The sequence below is a fragment of the Klebsiella sp. KPN54798 genome, assembly GCF_021184225.1.
Classification (GTDB): Bacteria; Pseudomonadota; Gammaproteobacteria; order Enterobacterales; family Enterobacteriaceae; genus Klebsiella; species Klebsiella pneumoniae.
This window is the reverse complement of sequence record NZ_CP089234.1, coordinates 2444180-2461483: the sequence shown is the minus strand read 5'-3', so window position 1 is coordinate 2461483 and position 17304 is coordinate 2444180. Positions and strand designations below refer to the sequence as shown.

The following is a 17304-nucleotide window of genomic DNA, read 5'->3' as shown; positions in this document are numbered from 1 at the left end:
GAGGAACAGCCTGTTTTTTTCATTTCCTCTGACGTGTAGTCAGGGCATACACGCTGCCTGCCGCTTTTTACCCCTGACTATTCAAGGGAAATCTATTCTCCAGTGCTGAATATTCACCCCATGTATCGCTCCTCGCCGCGCGCGTTTTTTAGGCACGATTCGCGCAAATTTCCATCGCGCCTGGTGCTAACTTTTCCCCGATAACCGCTATCTTTCTTCACGTTAGCGGCCAACAGGGGAGAGCCGTTCGGGCTGTCCCGCCACGCTCTCCAGGGAATTCAATCAGGAGTCATGCCATGCAAGTGAAAGCAGCCGTCACGCTGGGCTACCAGCAGCCTTTTGTCATCAAAGACGTCGAGGTCGCCCCGCCGGGGAAGGACGAGATATTAGTGAAAATTGTCGCCACCGGCGTCTGCCATACCGACGCCGTGATGCGCGACAACCCCGGGGTGGTGCCTATGCCGGCGATCCTCGGCCATGAAGGCGCCGGGATCGTTGCCAGCGTCGGCGAGGCGGTTAGCGGCATCAGAGTAGGAGACCACGTGGTGCTCAGCTACGCCGCCTGCCACCACTGCGAAAATTGTTTAAGCAACCACCCTTCGGCTTGCGAAGATTTTAATACGCTTAATTTTGGCGGCCGACGCGAGGATGGCACCACCCCCTACCGGCTGGGAGACCAGGATCTGTCCCTGTTCTTTGGCCAGTCGTCTTTCAGCCAGTATGTGGTCACCCGCGCCAGCAACGCGGTCGTGGTCGACCCGGAGGTTGATCTCACCCTGCTCGGCCCGCTGGGTTGCGGTATCCAGACCGGTAGCGGGACGGTGCTCAACCGCCTGAAACCGGTGGTCGGCGAATCGCTGGTGGTGTTTGGCTGCGGCGCGGTGGGGCTCAGCGCCATCATGGCAGCGAAATTAACCGGCTGTTCGCAGATTATCGCGGTGGATATCCATGCCAGCCGCCTCGCCCTGGCGGGCGAACTGGGCGCGACCCATCAGATCAATGGCAAGGAACAGGATGCCGTCGCCGTGATTAAACAAATCACCGGTAAAGGCGCCCACTACGCGGTGGAAACGACCGGCGTCTCCGCTATCGTTCTGCAGGCCGTACACGCGGTGAAACCGCTGGGAACGGTGGCGATTGTGGGCTTTACCGGAGATATCACCCTTAACGTGCAGAACGACCTGATGGCGGAGGGAAAATCGCTGGTCGGGGTGATTGAAGGCGACGCCGTGCCGGCGTTGTTTATTCCGCTGTTGGTTCAACTCTATAAACAGGGAAAATTCCCTATCGATAAGCTTATCGCCCGCTATCCGTTGGCCGATATCAACCAGGCCTTCGCCGATTCGGCGTCCGGCAAGGTGATCAAGCCGGTGGTGGTCATGTGAGATAACGTCGCCACCGGTCGGTGGCGACAGTTGCGCATTATGGGATTTATTCCAGCGTCACGTGATGCTTCATCACCCGGCGAAACAGCGCCAGTCTGGCGCGCATAAAGCGGTTCTCCACTTTAAACCCGGCGCGCTTATGCAAGCCAATGCGCAACAGGCGATCCCGCCCGCGCAGGCACGCCGGCCAGCGCACCGCGCCGGAAAGCGTCTGCTCGCCGCTGGCGAGGCGGGCAAACTGCGCCCAGTAGTCAGCGACCTGAGCGGCGAAGGCCAGATCCGCTTCGCTGGCGTACTGCCGCACCGGGTCGGTCAACCGCAGGTTATCAAACACGTAGGGCACCTCGTTGCCATGCCAGGCCCCATGCGGGTAGGCGTCATGCTCCGCTTCCGCGACATAATCAAACCAGTAGCGCCAGCACGGCTGACCCACGCGCTGTTGCGCCTGCATCACTACATAACCAAGGGTGGTGAAGGCCATGTCGCGGCATACTTCCCGCCCCAGCGCTTCATCGCCCTTCACGCCGGGATAGAGGAGTTTGATCAGCCCCAGCCCCAGACGGCGCTCTCGGCGCAGCTTCTGGATCTGCCCGGCAATATCGACGCCGAACACGGCCATCACGCTGGCTTCATCGCTATTGGAGCCGATCATCACCGGTATCGGATGCTGGCGGCCGGCAAAGAAGGTCTCCAGCATCTGCTGCGGCAGCACCGCGTCTCCGGCAATAGGCGCTGGCCCGGTATTCAGCGGCGCGGTGAGCGACCAGAAGGCCTCCGCGGGGATCGCCCGCAATTCCTCAGCGCTGGCTTGCGGTAAGGCGAAGTGTTCCGCCAGCAGGCGCCCTTTTTCCAGCGCTTTTTCCCGCGGCAGATCGGGTAGCGTATACCCGCTCTGAATAATCGCTTTATGAAACAGCCCTTTCGCTTTCGGGGAGGCCATTAGCGACAGCACGCTGCGCGCCCCGGCGGATTCGCCAAACAGCGTGACGTTGGCGGCATCCCCGCCGAAGGCGTGGATATTCTCCTGAACCCACTGCAGAGCGGCAATCTGATCGAGCAACGCGAAATTATAGAGACGTTCGCCCGCCTCTTCTTCCAGCGCCGGATGGGCGAAAAAACCGAGATGGCCCAGCCGGTAGTTAACTGTCACCACCACCACGTCGCGGCTGGCAAGCGCTTTGCCATCGTAAGGCGGCAGGCTGCCGGCGCCGATGGTAAACCCGCCGCCGTGCAGCCAGACCATCACCGGCAGCGGCTGCGCTGCGCTGGCCGGGGCCCAGACGTTGAGATATAAGCAGTCTTCGCTGAAGGCGCCAGGATCGCCGCCGCCGAGCTCGCGGCAGTAGTCAATGTCCTGCCAGCTGGCCGCGGAAAAGGTCTCGGCTGGACGTACCCCCTGCCAGCGGGCGGCTGGCTGCGGCGCGCGCCAGCGCAGCGGGCCCACGGGCGGCGCGGCGTACGGAATGCCGCGCCAGATATGAATCCCCTGTTCTGCGCTCCCGGCCAGCGTTCCCTGACGGGTTTTCGCCAACGGTTTCGACGGATGTTGCATAACCTGCTCCCTGTAAGGCTGATGCCAGCAGGGTACTGATTTTACAGCAGACCGCAACGTCGTTTGCTGCGCTCCTCCGCCTGTCGGTATAGTTCAAACTCATCCTGCACCGGGCAGCCCAGAGCTGCCTCAAACGCCTCGCGACTGGCGTTCCCGTGGCTGCGCGCCTGGGTTTCGTTGCCCAGATTGGACTGAAAAATGCCCGCCGCGCTGACCGGTAAAAAATCTTCATAAATAATCGGCTGGGCGACCACCCACCCGCGCTCAATCAGCGGCTGCGGATCGTCGCCCGGGCGAAACGCCTGGCGATGTGCCTCACCCGTGGGCGTCAGGCGGTAGCGAAACCAGGCCAGCCCCTGCTGACGGAGCAGAAATTCGCTGTCGGGAAATTCGCTAAACACCTCCTGTAGATGCTGCTGGTGGCTGAGATTGTCTTTCCCGGTTCCTGCCGCCTGCAGCAGCCGATCGTACAGCGCGCGCCCTTTCGGCGTCAGCGCCACGCCCCGCTGCTCAATTTCGCCAAAGCGGGCGCTATGGGTGCCTCGGTGTTCTCCGGCGAACATCACCGGCTCCTCAAGCGCCTTAAAGCTGGTCTGCCGCAGGAGGATCGGGACCTCCCGGCGCGGTGGCCCTTCAATCAACGCTTTGGGTTCAATACCGCACTCCGGCATCAGGGACTGGACGCGGTCAATATCCAGCGTCCGCGGCGTGAGATGGTTGATATGACACCCCGGGAAACAGACCACATCGGCAATCAGGCGGTGCTCGCGATGCAGAGCATGGTAAGTCTCCTCATCGACGGTGGCTTGCCGGTGCCAGCGGAACGTCTCCAGCGCCTCCTGGACAAACTCGCGCGCGTCGGCAGAGGTGAATTCGCCCTCTGCTTCATACTGCGCAATCAGCGCCAGGCAGCGGGGGGTGAAGATTTTGCGCCGCGCGAGGATCGCCTCGGCCCGCTCGCGCAGGGCGCGATTTTCAATCAGCTCCAGGCGCAGCAGCGAGGTGAAAATCCGAAATGGATTGCGCGCCAGCGCGGCATCGTCGATGGGACGAAACGCCGTGGAGTGGACCGGCACGCCGGCCTGCGAGAGATCGTAATAGCTAACGGGATACATTCCCATGATGGCAAACATGCGACGGAGCGTCGCCAGTTCTTCCGCTGTGCCCACGCGAATCGCGCCGTGGCGCTCCACGTTTAAGCGCGCCAGCTCGTCAGCGTTAGCGAGCTGTTCATGCAGCTGCGGATTATTTTCCAGTACCGCCAGGTTGACGTCAGCCACCAGCTCCAGCAGCGTTCCGTACTGCGGAACTTCCTGCTGGTACATGGCCGACATGGCCTGCGAAAAGTGCTCCCGAATCTCATCAGCCGTGATGGTGTTCGCCATGATGTGTTACCTCCAGTGAATACTTCCTGGAGTGTAGGAAAGCTGCCTCGCGGCGGGGGGAAGAATTTACAAACTGTGATGGCGATAACCTGCCGCCGGCCCAGGTCAGTGCGCAAAACATAACCCATAGTTATGAAAAACACCCGGTAATTTCACTTTAAATTAACAATACATTTACACACACTGCTTCTGGCGACATTACAACAATATGCCCCTCTACCGTCTACACGGAGTACCCTATGAACGACAAATGGTCCCCACGTGAGGTTGTCCATCGCGATTACAGTAGCCACCCGCCCGCTTACGCGCCGGGCTATAAAACCAGCGTCCTGCGCTCGCCAAAAAACGCCCTCATCTCTCTGCAGAACTCGCTGTCAGAGATCACCGGCCCGGTATTTAGCCGCGACGACCTCGGCCCTCTGGATAATGACCTAATCCTGAACTATGCCAAAGAAGGCCTGCCGATCGGCGAGCGGATCATCGTCCACGGTTACGTGCGAGATGGATTCGGCCGACCGATGAAAAATACGCTGGTGGAAGTCTGGCAAGCCAATGCTGGCGGTCGCTACCGGCATAAAAAAGATCAGTATCTGGCGCCGATTGACCCGAACTTTGGCGGCTGCGGCCGGGTGCTTACCGATGAAAACGGCTATTACTGTTTTCGCACCATCAAACCCGGCCCCTACCCCTGGCGCAACCAGGCCAGCGACTGGCGTCCGGCGCATATCCATTTTTCTCTCTCGGGCGACGCCTGGGCCCAGCGCCTGATCACCCAGATGTATTTTGAAGGCGACCCGCTGATTAAGCAGTGCCCGATCGTCAGGACTATTAAGAATGACGACGCCGTGCGCACGCTGATCGCCGAGCTGGACCTGCACGCCGCCGTACCGCTGGATTGTCTGGCCTACCGCTTCGACCTTGTTCTGCGCGGCCACCGCGCCACGCTGTTTGAAAATCGCACTCAGGGGGCCGCCCGATGAAAGAGTATCTGCCTGAAACCGCCTCGCAGACGGCGGGACCCTATGTTCATATCGGCCTGGCGCCGGACGCCGCAGGCTTTCATATTTTTGAGAAAAATTTTGGCCCGGTCCTCACTACCGCCGATACCGTCGGGGAGCGCATCACCATTGAAGGCCGGGTTATCGACGGCTCCGGGACGCCGGTCCGCGATGTGCTGCTGGAGATCTGGCAGGCCAACGCCGCGGGTCGCTATAACCATCCTGACGATCGTCAACAGCAGAAAGCCGTCGACCCGGCCTTCCGCGGCTGGGGGCGTACCTGCTCTGATTTCACCTCCGGCATTTGGCGCTTTGAAACCATCAAGCCGGGCCCGGTGGTCGGTCGCGATGGCCGCCTGATGGCGCCGCACGTCAACCTGTGGGTGGTGGCGCGTGGGATCAATATTGGCCTGAATACGCGGATGTACTTTGCCGATGAACACGAGGCCAACGCCAGCGACCCGGTGCTGAATCTCATCGAGTGGGAGGTGAGACGCAAAACCTTAATCGCCGAGCGCGAGGTTCGCGGTACGGAAGTGGTCTATCGTTTTGACATTCATCTGCAGGGCGAGAACGAAACCGTCTTTTTCGATATTTAGCCGTCGCGGTGACCACCACCTTCGCCCCGTTTCTGCGGGGCGAAGGCGTTTTCAACCACAGGGAAAGATCTTGTCATGTAACCAACTCAAATGTTAATAATATTTTGCTATCTGGTTATCAAATTTAAACAAGTCCGCTTGTCTCTTTCACCGCTGTGTTTTTAACATCATCTTACTATGGAAAAAATGGTCTCTTCAGTCAGCGCATTCGCTTGCGCCATCTACACACCTTCGTGGCCGTCGCTCAACAGGGAACGCTGGGGCGCGCGGCTGAAACATTAAATCTGAGCCAGCCAGCACTCTCGAAAACGCTTAACGAGCTAGAACAGCTGACCGGTACCCGGCTGTTCGAGCGGGGTCGTCTTGGGGCGCAGCTAACCCTGGTCGGCGAACAGTTTCTGACGCATGCCGTTAAGGTGCTTGACGCCCTTAATTCGGCCGGCCAGGCGCTGAACCGCAAAGAGGGCCTGAATAACGACATCGTGCGCATCGGCGCGCTGCCCACCGCCGCGCTGGGGATCCTGCCGACGGTGATCGGCCAGTTTCACAAGCAGCAAAAAGATATCACGCTGCAGGTCGCCACTATGAACAACACCATGCTGCTCGCCGGCTTAAAATCCGGGGAGATCGACATCGGCATTGGACGTATGTCCGACCCGGAGCTGATGAGCGGGCTGCATTACGAACTGTTGTTCCTTGAATCCCTGAAGCTGGTGGTTCGCCCGGGACATCCCCTGCTTCAGGAGACAGTGACCCTTAGTCGGGTGATGGAGTGGCCGGTGGTGGTCTCACCTAAAGGCACCGTGCCGCGGCAAAACGCCGAAGCGCTGCTCCAGAGCCAGGGCTGTAAGATGCCCGCCGGCTGCATCGAGACCCTCTCCGCCTCCCTGTCGCGCCAGCTGACGGTGGATTTTGACTATGTCTGGTTTGTCCCTTCCGGGGCGGTAAAAGACGATCTTCGCCGTGGCGTGCTAACCGCCCTGCCAATCGCCACCCAGGGCGCCGGAGAGCCCATCGGCATTTTAACCCGCGTCGATGCGACACTGACCCCGGGTACGCAGACGCTGCTCAGCGCTATCCGTAAGTCCATGCCTGCCTGACCCCCCTTTCTCCCCGGCCCGCAACGGCCGGGGAACCTGCAAACGCGCCGACGCCGCTCCCCATGACGTTAGACATATTCGGCAAAATAATCATTTAGTGCGAAATTATTTATTAACATTTGCGCAAACTTCTTTAACAGATCTATCATGTCTCGATTTCACCAAATGGTTCACTCGAAATCTAATCAAGCAACAAATACAGTTTTATGAAGGTTAAAACCACTTCATTCAAAAATGATTCAAAAGCAACATGTTTCATTTGGTTCACAGTGAGGTGGCTGGTGTGGTTAAGGAGATTACATGGCAACTGGCAACGCGCCGCGCGGATTCCCCCGGATCCTGCAGTGGCTTCTCGCCGGACTGATGCTCATCATCGGTCTGGCTGTGGGTATTCTTGGGGCAAAACTGGCCCTCGTCGGCGGAACACTGTACTTCGCGCTAATGGGCGTGGTCATGGTCATCGCGGCGGTGTTGATTTTCCGCAACCGCCGCGGCGGTATTCTGTTATACGCCGTGGCGTTTATCGCCTCGGTGATCTGGGCGATTAGTGACGCTGGCTGGAACTACTGGCCGCTCTTCTCGCGCCTGTTTGCGCTCGGCGTACTGGCCTTCCTGGCCGCCCTGGTCTGGCCTTTCCTCGCCAGCCCACCGGCGAAAAAAGGCCCGGCCTATGGTGTCGCCGCCGTTCTCGCCGTGGCGCTGGCGGTGAGCTTTGGCTGGATGTTCAAATCCGCACCGCTGGTCAGCGCGACTGAAGCGGTACCAGTCAAGCCCGTCGCGCCAGGCGAACAGCAGAAAAACTGGGCGCACTGGGGTAACACCACCCACGGCGACCGTTTCGCCGCCCTCGACCAAATCAACAAACAAAACGTCAACCAGCTACAGGTTGCCTGGGTAGCGCATACTGGCGATATCCCACAGAGCAACGGCTCGGGCGCAGAAGATCAGAACACCCCGCTGCAGATTGGCGATACTCTCTATGTTTGTACCCCTTACAGTAAAGTGCTGGCGCTGGATGTGGACAGCGGAAAAGAGAAATGGCGCTATGACTCCAAATCCTCTTCACCCAACTGGCAGCGCTGCCGCGGCTTAGGGTATTACGCAGATAGCCAGGCGCAAACCGCGCCAGCGTCAGGCACGCAGCCGGCCGCCTGTTCCCGTCGTCTGTTCCTGCCGACCATCGACGCCCGCCTGATCGCCATTGATGCCGATACCGGCAAACTGTGCGAAAACTTCGGCGATGGCGGTATTGTCGACCTCAGCGTCGGCATGGGTGAAGTGAAAGCGGGTTACTATCAGCAGACCTCCACCCCGCTGGTGGCGGGCAATGTGGTGGTGGTGGGCGGCCGCGTCGCGGATAACTACTCCACTGGCGAACCGCCGGGCGTGGTCCGCGCGTTTGATGTCCACACCGGCAAACTGGCATGGGCGTGGGATCCGGGCAATCCAGCGCTGACCGGTGTTCCGCCGGAAGGTCAGACCTACACGCGCGGTACGCCAAACGTCTGGTCGGCGATGTCCTACGACGCGAAGCTGAATCTGATCTATCTGCCCACCGGCAACGCCACGCCAGATTTCTTTGGCGGCGAACGTACCGCGCTGGACGATAAATACAGCTCCTCTATCGTGGCTGTGGATGCCACCACCGGCCAGGTGCGCTGGCACTTCCAGACCACACACCACGATCTGTGGGACTTTGACCTGCCGTCTCAGCCGCTGCTGTACGATCTGCCTGACGGCAAGGGCGGCACCACCCCGGTGCTGGTGCAGACCAGCAAGCAGGGCATGATCTTTATGCTCAACCGCGAGACCGGCGAGCCGGTGGCCAAAGTGGAAGAGCGTCCGGTGCCGGCGGGCAACGTCAAAGGTGAACGCTACTCGCCGACGCAACCTTACTCGGTAGGGATGCCGATGATCGGCAACCAGACGTTGACCGAGTCCGATATGTGGGGAGCGACACCGATCGACCTGCTGCTGTGCCGCATTCAGTTCAAAGAGATGCGCCATCAGGGCGTCTTTACCCCGCCAGGTGAAGACCGTTCCCTGCAGTTCCCGGGCTCGCTCGGCGGCATGAACTGGGGCAGTGTTTCGCTGGATCCAAACAACAGCCTGATGTTTGTCAACGATATGCGTCTGGGCCTGGCCAACTATATGGTGCCGCGCGCGAAGGTGGCGAAAGACGCCAGCGGGATCGAGATGGGCATCGTGCCGATGGAAGGCACGCCGTTTGGCGCGATGCGCGAACGTTTCCTGTCGCCGCTGGGCATTCCGTGCCAGAAGCCGCCGTTCGGCACCATGTCCGCGGTAGATCTGAAAACCGGGAAACTGGTGTGGCAGGTGCCGGTTGGCACCGTAGAAGACACCGGGCCGCTGGGGATCCGTATGCACATGCCAATTCCAATCGGCATGCCGACCCTTGGCGCATCGCTGGCAACGCAGTCCGGACTGCTGTTCTTCGCCGGCACCCAGGATTTCTACCTGCGCGCCTTTGATACCGCGAACGGCAAAGAGATCTGGAAATCGCGTCTGCCGGTCGGCAGCCAGTCCGGCCCGATGACCTACGTCTCACCGAAAACCGGTAAGCAGTACATCATTATCAATGCCGGCGGCGCCCGTCAGTCACCGGATCGCGGCGATTACATCATCGCCTACGCGCTCCCAGACCATCACTGATCGACATAAACAAAAGGGCCCATCCGGGCCCTTTTTTTATGGGTGACGATTCGCCTTCAGCGTCGGGGATTACTGGTCGCCAAAGTGGATCACGGTGCGAATCGATTTACCTTCATGCATCAGATCAAAGGCCTCGTTAATCTGCTCCAGCGGCAGGCGATGGGTAATAAACGGATCGAGGCGAATTTTACCCGCCATGGCGTCTTCCACCATGCCCGGCAGCTGACTGCGCCCTTTTACGCCGCCGAAGGCGGAACCGCGCCACACGCGGCCGGTCACCAGCTGGAACGGACGGGTCTTGATCTCCTGCCCGGCGCCGGCTACACCGATGATCACGCTCTCACCCCAGCCTTTATGGCAGCACTCCAGCGCCGCGCGCATCACATTTACATTGCCGATGCACTCGAAGCTGAAATCCACCCCGCCGTCGGTCAGCTCAACAATCACATCCTGAATCGGCTTATCGTAGTCGTTCGGATTGATAAAATCGGTCGCGCCCATCTCTTTAGCGAGAGTGAATTTATCCGGGTTGGTATCAACCGCCAGAATGCGCCCGGCCTGCGCCTGCACCGCGCCCTGGATCACCGCCAGACCAATGCCGCCCAGACCAAAGACCGCGACGCTATCCCCGGCCTTGACCTTCGCCGTGTTATGCACCGCGCCGATACCGGTGGTTACGCCGCAGCCCAGCAGGCACACTTTATCCAAAGGCGCCTGCGGATTGACTTTCGCCAGCGAAATCTCGGCGCAAACCGTATATTCGCTGAAGGTGCTGGTGCCCATATAGTGATAGATCGGTTCGCCATTGTACGAGAAACGAGTGGTGCCGTCCGGCATCAGCCCTTTACCCTGGGTGGCACGCACCGCCTGACAGAGGTTGGTTTTACCCGACTTACAGAATTTGCACTCGCCACATTCGGCGGTATACAGCGGAATGACGTGATCGCCCGGCTTAAGGCTGGTGACGCCCTCGCCTACTTCCACGACAATCCCGCCGCCCTCATGGCCCAGCACCGCCGGGAAGACACCTTCCGGATCGTCACCGGAGAGGGTGAAGGCATCGGTATGACACACCCCGGTGTGGGTGATTTTCACCAGAACTTCGCCTTTTTTCGGCGGCGCGACGTCAATCTCAACGATTTTTAACGGCTGACCGGGGCCGAAGGCCACTGCTGCGCGTGATTTCATAACTGTCTCTTCCTCGTCGTGATGTTATTTTAAATAGGATCGTAGCAGATGACCGACCTCTGCCATTCTCGCGGCCCGCTGCTCAGGGGTGGTGTCGCCGCTGACCAGCTCGTCCTGCAGGTGGATCTCCACCATTTCGCCCATCAGGCCGTTCGCCGCCCCGCGAATCGAGGCGATCTGCTGCAGAATAGTCATACAGGGCTCGCCGGACTCCAGCGCGCGCTCAAGGGCTTCGACCTGGCCGCGGATGCGTCTTACGCGGCTGAGCGCCCGTTTTTTATCTTCAGGTGAATGTGGCACGATTACGCCTCCGTATCATATAGGGGGGTATACTATATTCTATTAGCGGTGAAGGCAAAAAAAACCCCGTCGCGGGACGGGGTCAGGAAGTGAAAGAGGATGATTTAGCGCTTACGAGGCATCATTCGCAGCAGAGTATTATCCTTCCACCAGTAATGATGGAGCAGCGCGGCGAGAGCATGCAGGCCAATCACAAAGTACCCGGCATTGGCCAACCATTCATGAATCGCCTTCAGGGTATCCACCCGCTCAAAATCGCTCTGCGGGGCATACGGCATGGTCAGACCAAAGGCATACCAGGGGTTACCGCGCCAGTACATCATCACCATGCCGATCAACGGCAAGGCAATGAACAGCAAATAGATCGCCAGGTGACCAAGATGGGCGAAACCGGTCATCATCGGCGATGGTTTAGGTACGATCGGCGGCGCCGGCGATTTCAGCCGCACCAGCAGACGTGCCACCATCAGCACGAAAATGGTGATCCCGCAGGAAACATGCACCATATTAATCAATGGCCGTTCACTGCGGGGGAAAAACCCGCGCAGCTCCATCGCCGCATAGGCTACTACTACCAGCAAAAAAACCAGCCAGTGAATCCCAATCTGCAGGCCGGAATATTTATCGCGCATGGCATATCCTTTATGGAAAGTATGATGCTGCCAACATAGCGGCGTTCCCTTAAATTTTCATTAACCTTTACGTAGAATTAACAATTGATTACCGCTTTCTGCCGAGCCGCTATGCCACGCTTAGCGCACGCTCTTTCCTGGCCGAACGACAAACCGTCCACCGGTCATTACAAAATTACACAGTTTTGTTACTTACCGCGCTACTGCCGCCGCTATAGTACAGAATGTCTGGCAGACCACACGGCCCTGGGAGATAAGAATGAAGGAAATCGGCTTACCGTTATTGCTACTGACCGCGCTGGCCAGTCCGGCTTTTGCTGCAGACTGTCAGCCAAACGGCATTGGCGGCTCGTTTTGCATTAACGATGACGGTACGACTACCGACACGGTGCCTAACGAAGTCAACGGCATGGATACGTACTCGAATAATGGCGGCTATACCAGTTCCCTGCCCGATCGGTCAGGGGCGGATGAAGCACTGGAAGGTTCATCGCTGTCGACGCAGCAAGGCGTCGGCAGCGGACAGAGCGACAGTGCGCTGGCGGGTCGCGACTGGCATTCGCCCGCCAATCTGAATGATGGCGCCGCCACCTCCAGTATGAGCCTGCTGGATAAACCCTGAGGCCAGCGGCTAAGCGAGACTCCAGCCTGCGGCGCCGATGGCGAGGGCGAAAAGCAGGCAGGCCAGCGCCGTCTTACGTAACAGCATGGTATAGAATGAAATTGCGACACCAATGAATACCACCAGCAGAATCGGCCACATGCTTAATAACAACAGCAGAAAACCCTCAATATTGTTATGGATTACGCTCTCCACATCCGCATCCTTGCCTCATCGTCGATAAAGTAAGCAGAATTTAATATGTAACATGAATACATTCAAATAAAATATAATTGTAAATGGTTATGCACCGCCTCCTGCGGTTGGCGGTGGGTCACTTTCACGCGTCCGGAGCTTTGGCATCAGAAGCAGTTCGCAAAAAAACACGTCAGGATTGTTCCATGACCCTTTAGCGATACGCTCGTATTCTCGCTGGTATCCTGCAAATTCTTCACGCCATTATTCGGCGCGGGTATCGGACACAATGCGCCGGCGATGACAGTCGCCTGGTTGCAGTTTATCCCCCTGAGCGGAACGCACATCCAGATACTGAAGGGGCTGGCCGTGCGCGTTATCCAGCAGGACCGAATAGGTTTCCCCTTGCTCAAACATATAACGCTCTCCCCATTGCCGCAGCGCAACAACAATGGGAAACACGGAGCGCCCCTTTTCAGTCAGGACATATTCCTTGTATGCGCTGCCATCCGATGCCGGTAAAATCTCGAAAATACCGATATCAACCAGATGCTTCAGCCGCGAGGCAAGGATATTTTTGGCCAGCCCCAAATTTTTTTGAAACTCGCTGAATCTCCGCACATCGTCAAATGCTTCGCGGATAATCATCAGGCACCAGCGTTCACCAATTGATTCCAACGTTCTCGCCACCGGACATTCACTGGTTCTAAGTGATTCCTGCTTTGCCATCTGCGCGCTCCTTATCAATTTATCTACTGATCTAGCTTAATCCTCACCTTTACCAGTTGCAAAAAAAAACCACTAAGGCTAATTCTATAGGCATACTAGTTTTAAAAAGCAACCAGCCAGAGGGTCTCTTATGAAATGCAAGGCAAGTAGATGTACCGGCCAAAGGATCCAAACTGCGTCAGTCCCTGACACGATGCTGACCACAGGGATAACGGCGTTGTTTTCACTAACCTGCGCGCTGGCAGTAGCCAATGTTTATTCAGCACAGCCTTTACTCGACTCAATGGCGGTCAGCCTGAAGGTGTCGCCAGGCATGATTGGCAGCGTCATCACCGCTACGCAGGCGGGCTATGCCATTGGCCTGCTGTTCCTGGTTCCGCTCGGGGACTGGTTGAACCGTAAATACGTGGTGATGAGTCAACTGTTGCTTTCAGTAGCGGCGTTAGTCGCGGCAGGGTTATCCCCCAATATAGCAACTCTGCTTGGCGCCATGCTGATCGTCGGCCTGATGGCCGTGGTGGTGCAGGTGCTGGTGGCCTGGGTGGCAGTACTGGCGACGCCGCAGAAACGAGGCCAGGCGGTGGGTACCCTGACCAGCGGCATTGTTTCAGGTATCCTGTTATCTCGGTTTATCTCAGGCGCGATAGCCGATATCGCCGGCTGGCGAGCCGTGTATCTCACGGCTGCCTGTCTGATGTTGGTGATTGCAGGGGTCGTCTGGAAAATCATGCCTTCGCCCCCGCAGCAGCCGCAGCCGCAAAAGCCGACTTACCTTTCCTTATTGAAGTCCGTGTTTCAGCTGTACCTCACCGAGCCGCAACTGAGAAAGCGCGGGATCCTGGCGCTATTTATCTTCGCCGCTTTCAGCATGCTATGGACGACCATGGTCATGCCGCTCACCGCCCTTTCCCTCTCGCACACCCAGACGGGGATGTTTGGCTTAGCCGGCTTCGCTGGCATGCTGGCCGCCGCCAGAGCGGGCAAGTGGGCTGACCAGGGATGGGCTCAGCGCACTACCGGCCTGGCGCTGGCGCTGCTGACCATCTCATGGCTTCCTATCGGCTATGCCGAAACCTCTCTGCTTTGGCTGATAGCTGGCGTCATTGCGCTGGACTTTGCGGTACAGGCCGTTCATGTCTCCAGCCAGAGCCTGATCATTGCCGCCAGGCCTGCAGCGGCAAGCCGCCTGGTTGGGGCTTACATGTGTTTTTATTCGCTGGGCAGCGCGACAGGGGCTATCGTTGCCACACAGCTTTATTCCCACTGGGGATGGCAGGCGGTCTGCCTTGCGGGCGCCACGGTCAGCGCGTGTGCATTTCTGATCTGGTCAGGATCGCGTCAATCATGATATTCGTTCTGCGTTTTAAAGGGGCCAGTCAAAAAGACCGTAATGCTGACCTGATTGCTGCCAGCTATTTGTATCGCATACATTTTTCAATGCTTTTAAACAGTTATGTTCATGTTGTATAATGACGTGCACTTTAACTAAAAAAAGAGTGCGACCATGATTGATTCCTCATTGCCATTAACCGACATTCATCGTCATCTTGACGGTAACATCCGGGCCCAAACCATCCTCGATCTTGGCCGCGAATTTAATATCGCTCTTCCCGCAACCACCCTCGACACGCTGCGTCCTCATGTCCAGGTCACCAGCCTTGAGCCCGATCTGGTTAGTTTCCTCGCCAAGCTCGACTGGGGGGTAAAGGTCCTGGCCTCGCTGGAAGCCTGTCGCCGCGTGGCGTATGAGAACGTCGAAGACGCGGCGCGAAATGGCCTGCACTACGTTGAGCTGCGCTTCTCTCCCCGCTATATGGCGATGACCCACCGGCTGCCGGTCGACGGCGTGGTAGAGGCGGTAATTGCCGGGGTTCAAGAGGGATGCCGCGATTTCCAGGTCGACGCCCGGCTGATCGGTATTCTGAGCCGCACCTTCGGCGAAGCCGCCTGTCAGGAAGAGCTGGCGGCGCTGCTCGCCCACCGCGAGGGCATCACAGCCCTCGACCTCGCCGGCGATGAGCTCGGCTTCCCGGGTACGTTGTTCCGCAACCATTTTAACCAGGCCCGCGACGCCGGGTGGCATATCACCGTCCACGCGGGCGAAGCGGCCGGCCCGGAAAGTATCTGGCAGGCCATTCGTGAGCTGGGCGCGGAGCGCATCGGCCATGGGGTTAAAGCGGTAGAGGATCCAGCCCTGATGGACTACCTGGCCGAGCACCGCATCGGGATTGAATCCTGCCTGACCTCGAACGTGCAAACCAGCACCGTGGCCTCCCTGGCCCAGCATCCGCTGAAGCAGTTCCTTGAGCACGGCGTGCTGGCGAGCCTCAACACCGACGATCCGGCGGTCCAGGGTGTGGACATCATTCACGAGTATACCGTGGCGGCGCCGGCGGCAGGGCTGAGCCGGGAGCAGATCCGTCAGGCGCAGATCAACGGCCTGACCCTGGCGTTCCTCGGCGAACAGGAAAAAGCCGCCCTCATTCAGCGGGTTGCCAAAGGCTGATAACCGGCCCGGCAGCCGTGCTGCCGGGCTCCTCCTCAGACCAGGCTGAGCGTGGCGCGATGTCTGGCCGACTCAATACCCAACTCAATCAGGGTCATTATCTGAATCGCCTCGCTGGCCGGGACCGGGTTTTCCCCTACGCCGTTAAGGGCGTCGCGGATAGCGGCATAGTAGGCGGGATAATTACCCGGTAGCGTCAGCCATTTCTCCTGACTACGTTCATCCCCTTCGGCGCGGGTCAGGGTACCGTCGCGCATATCATATCCCCAGTCCTCCTGCGGCAGCCGTTCACCGTTTTTTAGCCGCTCCTCCTGCGGGTCAAGACCGTACTTAATATAGCTGGCCCGCGAGCCGTGGACGATAAAGCGCGCGCTCTCCGCGGCGGCGAGTAACGTACCATGCAGTACTACCCGCCGCTGCGGATAGGCCAGCACGGCGTGAAAATAGTCGGTGGATTGCGCGCCGGGCCGAAGCTGCGCGAGGTCCACCGTGATGCTTACCGGCAGGCCAAACAGCACCACGACCTGGTCGAGCAGATGCGGCGCGAGGTCATACCATATGCCGCTGCCAGGACCCGCCTGCTCACGCCAGCGCTGGCGCACCTGTGGTCGGAAGCGATCGAAATGCGACTCGAAGTAACACACCTCCCCCAGCTGACCTTCGTTGATTAACGCGCTGACCGTTAAGAAATCGCTGTCCCAGCGCCGGTTATGAAACACCGAAAGTATCCGACCGCAGTGCTTCGCCAGGCTTTCCAGCTCACGAGCTTGTGACAGTGTCACGGTAAAGGGCTTATCCACCACAACATGCTTTCCCGCCTCCAGCGCCGCTTTCGCCAGCGGAAAGTGGGTGTCGTTCGGGGTGGCGATGACCACCAGATCGATATCCGGGTCGTCCAGCAGATCCCCCGGCGCACTCATTACCTTCACGCCAGGCCAATCGGCATGGACCTTATCGGCGTCGCTGCTGGCGACCGCCTTCAGCGCCATACCCGGCGTGCCGCCGATCAACGGCGCATGAAACTTTTTGCTGGCGTAACCGAACCCCACCAGCCCCACCCGGATCGCATCGCTCATCTTACCGCCTCGCTTATGCAACTGATATCAACACCAGGTTAATGAGAATAATTTTACAAACCGTGAGCAAAACTTATCATTCCTCACTTTGCGACTTACATGCAAGTGAGAGAAATCAGACAGATACCCCTTGTGATCTGCTGACCATCGAGTAACATTTCACGCTGTGTTCAAAGGATATTGAAGTGTTATGACAACTGTTTTTACCCGTATTGTAGAACTTATTGGCTGGATTGTTTTTGGTATTTCGGCACTGCTTTTGGTTATCGCACACCATATAGATAACTATCAGTCCCCACCGCCAGCGGATGTGGTGCACACGAAGTAGCTCCGCGTTAAAACAGTGACCCGCCTCGCAACTGTGCAACCGGTTTCAGAAACCGGT

Annotated in this window: 17 protein-coding genes; 9 read left to right on the top strand and 8 right to left on the bottom strand. The window is 58.4% G+C overall.

The genetic code is table 11. The features are described from left to right. The first annotated feature begins 296 nt into the window (after nucleotides 1-296). Nucleotides 297-1385 carry an NAD(P)-dependent alcohol dehydrogenase gene (locus tag LPQ25_RS11830; protein ID WP_002907491.1) on the top strand — a complete coding sequence of 363 codons (1089 nt, stop codon included), beginning with the start codon at nucleotides 297-299 and terminating at the stop codon, nucleotides 1383-1385. Nucleotides 1386-1431: 46 nt separating this feature from the next. Here LPQ25_RS11830 and LPQ25_RS11825 read toward each other — a convergent pair whose 3' ends face one another. Together LPQ25_RS11825 and hglS are read right to left on the bottom strand one after the other, a co-directional pair. Beyond that, nucleotides 1432-2937 carry a carboxylesterase/lipase family protein gene (locus tag LPQ25_RS11825; RefSeq protein WP_014907500.1) on the bottom strand — a complete coding sequence of 502 codons (1506 nt, stop codon included), beginning with the start codon at nucleotides 2935-2937 and terminating at the stop codon, nucleotides 1432-1434. Between the two features lie 41 nt (nucleotides 2938-2978). Further along, the gene (hglS, locus tag LPQ25_RS11820) at nucleotides 2979-4322 is read right to left on the bottom strand and encodes a 2-oxoadipate dioxygenase/decarboxylase HglS (protein WP_002907549.1); all 1344 of its coding nucleotides are present in this window, start codon (nucleotides 4320-4322) and stop codon (nucleotides 2979-2981) included. A 239-nt stretch (nucleotides 4323-4561) separates the two neighbouring features. On the opposite strand from hglS, the gene pcaH reads away from it, so the two are divergent. The 4 genes from pcaH (at nucleotide 4562) to LPQ25_RS11800 (ending at nucleotide 9692) form a co-directional block, all read left to right on the top strand. Beyond that, nucleotides 4562-5302: a protocatechuate 3,4-dioxygenase subunit beta gene (gene pcaH, locus LPQ25_RS11815; protein ID WP_014907499.1), complete on the top strand. Its 741-nt coding sequence runs from the start codon at nucleotides 4562-4564 to the stop codon at nucleotides 5300-5302. After that, nucleotides 5299-5919, top strand: a complete 621-nt coding sequence (pcaG, locus tag LPQ25_RS11810; protein WP_004175889.1) for a protocatechuate 3,4-dioxygenase subunit alpha — start codon at nucleotides 5299-5301, stop codon at nucleotides 5917-5919. Before pcaH ends, pcaG begins: the two co-directional genes overlap by 4 nt. A 155-nt stretch (nucleotides 5920-6074) precedes the next feature. Next, entirely contained in the window at nucleotides 6075-7019 is a 945-nt protein-coding gene (locus LPQ25_RS11805; protein WP_032439458.1) for a LysR substrate-binding domain-containing protein, read from the top strand. Between the two features lie 300 nt (nucleotides 7020-7319). Further along, a complete protein-coding gene (locus LPQ25_RS11800) occupies nucleotides 7320-9692 on the top strand; it encodes a membrane-bound PQQ-dependent dehydrogenase, glucose/quinate/shikimate family (RefSeq protein WP_014907498.1) in 2373 nt (790 codons plus the stop codon). 69 nt (nucleotides 9693-9761) lie between these two features. Here the strand turns inward: LPQ25_RS11800 and LPQ25_RS11795 are convergent, their stop codons facing one another. The 3 genes from LPQ25_RS11795 to cybB all read right to left on the bottom strand — a co-directional run bounded on the left by LPQ25_RS11795 (nucleotide 9762) and on the right by cybB (nucleotide 11812). Next, nucleotides 9762-10880, bottom strand: a complete 1119-nt coding sequence (locus LPQ25_RS11795) for an S-(hydroxymethyl)glutathione dehydrogenase/class III alcohol dehydrogenase (protein ID WP_004143804.1) — start codon at nucleotides 10878-10880, stop codon at nucleotides 9762-9764. Nucleotides 10881-10904: 24 nt separating this feature from the next. Continuing rightward, the gene (locus LPQ25_RS11790; RefSeq protein ID WP_002907563.1) at nucleotides 10905-11180 is read right to left on the bottom strand and encodes a metal/formaldehyde-sensitive transcriptional repressor; all 276 of its coding nucleotides are present in this window, start codon (nucleotides 11178-11180) and stop codon (nucleotides 10905-10907) included. A gap of 104 nt (nucleotides 11181-11284) precedes the next feature. After that, on the bottom strand, nucleotides 11285-11812 hold the full coding sequence (gene cybB / locus LPQ25_RS11785; protein ID WP_002907640.1) for a cytochrome b561: 528 nt from the start codon (nucleotides 11810-11812) through the stop codon (nucleotides 11285-11287). A 259-nt stretch (nucleotides 11813-12071) separates the two neighbouring features. Between cybB and LPQ25_RS11780 the strand changes: the two genes are divergently transcribed. Beyond that, a complete protein-coding gene (locus LPQ25_RS11780) occupies nucleotides 12072-12434 on the top strand; it encodes a hypothetical protein (protein ID WP_004143806.1) in 363 nt (120 codons plus the stop codon). 9 nt (nucleotides 12435-12443) lie between these two features. Here LPQ25_RS11780 and LPQ25_RS11775 read toward each other — a convergent pair whose 3' ends face one another. Further along, nucleotides 12444-12629, bottom strand: coding sequence for a hypothetical protein (locus LPQ25_RS11775; RefSeq protein WP_002907644.1), 186 nt, complete (start codon nucleotides 12627-12629; stop codon nucleotides 12444-12446). Nucleotides 12630-12872: 243 nt separating this feature from the next. Further along, nucleotides 12873-13256, bottom strand: coding sequence for a winged helix-turn-helix transcriptional regulator (locus LPQ25_RS11770; RefSeq protein WP_004143807.1), 384 nt, complete (start codon nucleotides 13254-13256; stop codon nucleotides 12873-12875). Between the two features lie 274 nt (nucleotides 13257-13530). On the opposite strand from LPQ25_RS11770, the gene LPQ25_RS11765 reads away from it, so the two are divergent. Both LPQ25_RS11765 and add read left to right on the top strand, forming a co-directional pair. Then, nucleotides 13531-14685, top strand: coding sequence for an MFS transporter (locus LPQ25_RS11765; RefSeq protein WP_041168959.1), 1155 nt, complete (start codon nucleotides 13531-13533; stop codon nucleotides 14683-14685). 156 nt (nucleotides 14686-14841) lie between these two features. After that, nucleotides 14842-15843 carry an adenosine deaminase gene (add, locus tag LPQ25_RS11760; protein WP_004151209.1) on the top strand — a complete coding sequence of 334 codons (1002 nt, stop codon included), beginning with the start codon at nucleotides 14842-14844 and terminating at the stop codon, nucleotides 15841-15843. 35 nt (nucleotides 15844-15878) lie between these two features. Here the strand turns inward: add and LPQ25_RS11755 are convergent, their stop codons facing one another. Continuing rightward, the gene (locus LPQ25_RS11755; RefSeq protein WP_014907495.1) at nucleotides 15879-16919 is read right to left on the bottom strand and encodes an oxidoreductase; all 1041 of its coding nucleotides are present in this window, start codon (nucleotides 16917-16919) and stop codon (nucleotides 15879-15881) included. 190 nt (nucleotides 16920-17109) lie between these two features. Here LPQ25_RS11755 and blr point away from each other — a divergent pair, with 190 nt between their 5' ends. Next, nucleotides 17110-17247, top strand: coding sequence for a division septum protein Blr (gene blr / locus LPQ25_RS11750; protein WP_004227851.1), 138 nt, complete (start codon nucleotides 17110-17112; stop codon nucleotides 17245-17247). Nucleotides 17248-17304 lie beyond the last annotated feature (57 nt).

Excerpts from the sequence above, each read along its gene's own strand:
- pcaG (WP_004175889.1), top strand. The coding sequence starts at position 5,299 with ATGAAAGAGTATCTGCCTGAAACCGCCTCGCAGACGGCGGGACCCTAT.
- LPQ25_RS11755 (WP_014907495.1), bottom strand. The coding sequence starts at position 16,919 with ATGAGCGATGCGATCCGGGTGGGGCTGGTGGGGTTCGGTTACGCCAGC.
- LPQ25_RS11830 (WP_002907491.1), top strand. The coding sequence starts at position 297 with ATGCAAGTGAAAGCAGCCGTCACGCTGGGCTACCAGCAGCCTTTTGTC.
- LPQ25_RS11780 (WP_004143806.1), top strand. The coding sequence starts at position 12,072 with ATGAAGGAAATCGGCTTACCGTTATTGCTACTGACCGCGCTGGCCAGT.
- pcaH (WP_014907499.1), top strand. The coding sequence starts at position 4,562 with ATGAACGACAAATGGTCCCCACGTGAGGTTGTCCATCGCGATTACAGT.
- hglS (WP_002907549.1), bottom strand. The coding sequence starts at position 4,322 with ATGGCGAACACCATCACGGCTGATGAGATTCGGGAGCACTTTTCGCAG.
- add (WP_004151209.1), top strand. The coding sequence starts at position 14,842 with ATGATTGATTCCTCATTGCCATTAACCGACATTCATCGTCATCTTGAC.
- LPQ25_RS11770 (WP_004143807.1), bottom strand. The coding sequence starts at position 13,256 with ATGATTATCCGCGAAGCATTTGACGATGTGCGGAGATTCAGCGAGTTT.
- blr (WP_004227851.1), top strand. The coding sequence starts at position 17,110 with ATGACAACTGTTTTTACCCGTATTGTAGAACTTATTGGCTGGATTGTT.
- LPQ25_RS11795 (WP_004143804.1), bottom strand. The coding sequence starts at position 10,880 with ATGAAATCACGCGCAGCAGTGGCCTTCGGCCCCGGTCAGCCGTTAAAA.
- LPQ25_RS11765 (WP_041168959.1), top strand. The coding sequence starts at position 13,531 with ATGCTGACCACAGGGATAACGGCGTTGTTTTCACTAACCTGCGCGCTG.
- LPQ25_RS11800 (WP_014907498.1), top strand. The coding sequence starts at position 7,320 with ATGGCAACTGGCAACGCGCCGCGCGGATTCCCCCGGATCCTGCAGTGG.
- LPQ25_RS11825 (WP_014907500.1), bottom strand. The coding sequence starts at position 2,937 with ATGCAACATCCGTCGAAACCGTTGGCGAAAACCCGTCAGGGAACGCTG.
- cybB (WP_002907640.1), bottom strand. The coding sequence starts at position 11,812 with ATGCGCGATAAATATTCCGGCCTGCAGATTGGGATTCACTGGCTGGTT.